Here is a 1752-nt window from a genome sequence, read left to right on the forward strand (position 1 = left end):
CGCAGAAGAGGTTGAAGCCGATGAGCACGACCCAGGGGCTGAGCGAATCGGCCAGGCGCGCGCGCGAGGTGCGCTGCAGCACGTGCAGCGAGGTCGCGATCAGCGCGTTGCCGCCGAAGCCGAAGATGATGCCGGTGGTATGGACCGGGCGCAGCCGCCCGAAGCTCGTCCAGGGCACGGCGGGCGTCGCGGTCGGCCAGTAGAGCAGCGCCGCGACCCAGACGCCCACCGCCATGCCGACCATCGCCCAGATGAGCGTCATCACGATGCCGAAGCGGGTCGGCGCGTCGTAGTAGCGGCTCGACCGGCTGGCGGGCGGCAGCGGGGCGTCGAGCCCGCCGCCGAGGCCGATCAGCAGCCCGAGCCCGAGGGCCGCGGCCATCGCGCCGTGCAGCGCCATCACCCCGTGCCGGGCGGCCACGACCATGAGCAGGCCGAGGAGCGTGAGCAGGCCGGCGAGGAGGAGGCCGCCGTGGCGCTCGGAAAGGGTGAGTGTTCGCGTCATGGGCGCAGGTTCTCCGGCATCGGGTTCTCCGGCATCAGGCCGCCGCCCTCGCCGGGAGCGCGATGTCGGCGAGGGTGGAACGGTCGAGGTGGGCGAGGAACGCGGCCTCGGCCGAGCGCAGGCGCAGCTTCAGCCGGCAGCAGCCGTCGATGCTGCAGCGGCCGCCGTTCCGCCCGAAGCACTCGACGAGGGGTTGTCCCTCCTCGAGCAGCCGGACCACCTCGCCGAGGCGGATGTCGGCCGGAGACCGCGCCAGGTTCGCGCCGCCGCCGCTGCCGCGCCGCGTCGCCACGATCCCGGCCCGCGCCAGGCGCTGCATGATCTTGGTCAGGTGGTTGCGCGACAGCCCGAACTCGTCGGCCAGCTCGGCGGTGGAGAAGGCCCGCTCCGGCGCACTCGCCATGCGCATGAGCATGCGCAGGCCGTAGTCGGTGAAGGAGGTGAGACGCATGGTGCCGCTTCCGCCCGCTGTGAGCTTGCTTTGAACCGGTATTTACAATACCTATTACCGGTCCTAGACGGATTGCAAGACCAAAGGTGCAAGGGGCGTCCTATGTCCGAGAGACGGGTTGAGCAAGTCCGCGTCGTGTCCGCCCGCCCGGAGATGACCGCGGCCCTGATGGAGAGCACCGGGCTCGACGAGGAGATGCTGCGCGCCGTCGTCGACAGCTTCTACACCAAGGTGCGGGCGGACGACCTGCTCGGGCCGATCTTCGACGCCCGGATCCGCGACTGGGGGCCGCACCTCGCGCGGATGACGGAATTCTGGTCCTCGGTCGCCCTCATGACCGGCCGCTATCACGGCTCGCCGGCCCTCGCCCATGCCGACCTCCCGGTGACCTGGACGCATTTCGAGCAATGGCTCGCGCTCTTCCGGCAGACCGCCGAGGATCTCTGCCCGCCCGAGGGGGCGGCGCACCTGATCGAGCGGGCCGAACGCATCGCCCGCTCGCTGCACATGGTGGTCGAGAACGCGACTTCCCGCGGTGCCCCGTCCCTGCGCCCGCCCGCACCCGCCGGCGGCGCCTAGCTCAGGCGATCCGGCGGAGCTCGGCGTCGACCCAGCGGACCGTGCCCGACACCGGGCCGGTGCCGTCGGCCTCGACCATCAGCTTCATCTGGAAGAAGATCGGATCGTCGCTCAGCACCATCGCGCCTTCGAGAAGCTCCTCGTGTGCATCGGCCGGCGCCAGGCCGGCGCCGGCGCTGCCGGTGTTGATGCCGAAGAAGCCGGTGCCGTAGTGGAA

4 protein-coding genes are annotated in these 1752 nt (G+C 71.1%); 1 reads left to right on the plus strand and 3 read right to left on the minus strand.

Annotated elements, in window-relative coordinates:
* A partial coding sequence (locus Q0112_RS05190; protein ID WP_297972371.1) for a cbb3-type cytochrome c oxidase subunit I occupies positions 1-505 on the minus strand: 505 nt, incomplete at its 3' end.
* Between the two features lie 34 nt (positions 506-539).
* Positions 540-956 (minus strand): Rrf2 family transcriptional regulator, encoded by a 417-nt coding sequence (locus Q0112_RS05195; protein WP_297972374.1) that lies wholly within the window; start codon positions 954-956, stop codon positions 540-542.
* Between the two features lie 168 nt (positions 957-1124).
* On the opposite strand from Q0112_RS05195, the gene Q0112_RS05200 reads away from it, so the two are divergent.
* Positions 1125-1535 (plus strand): group III truncated hemoglobin, encoded by a 411-nt coding sequence (locus tag Q0112_RS05200; RefSeq protein ID WP_297972377.1) that lies wholly within the window; start codon positions 1125-1127, stop codon positions 1533-1535.
* A 1-nt stretch (position 1536) separates the two neighbouring features.
* On the opposite strand, the gene Q0112_RS05205 is transcribed toward Q0112_RS05200, so the two are convergent.
* The coding region (locus tag Q0112_RS05205) for a hypothetical protein (protein ID WP_297972380.1) at positions 1537-1752 on the minus strand (216 nt) is incomplete at its 5' end.

Origin of the sequence: uncultured Amaricoccus sp. (assembly GCF_937858865.1) — a bacterium.
In the GTDB taxonomy this organism is placed as follows: domain Bacteria; phylum Pseudomonadota; class Alphaproteobacteria; order Rhodobacterales; family Rhodobacteraceae; genus Amaricoccus.

Coding starts and splice junctions, on each gene's coding strand:
- Q0112_RS05195 (WP_297972374.1), bottom strand. CDS start 956: ATGCGTCTCACCTCCTTCACCGACTACGGCCTGCGCATGCTCATGCGC.
- Q0112_RS05200 (WP_297972377.1), top strand. CDS start 1,125: ATGGAGAGCACCGGGCTCGACGAGGAGATGCTGCGCGCCGTCGTCGAC.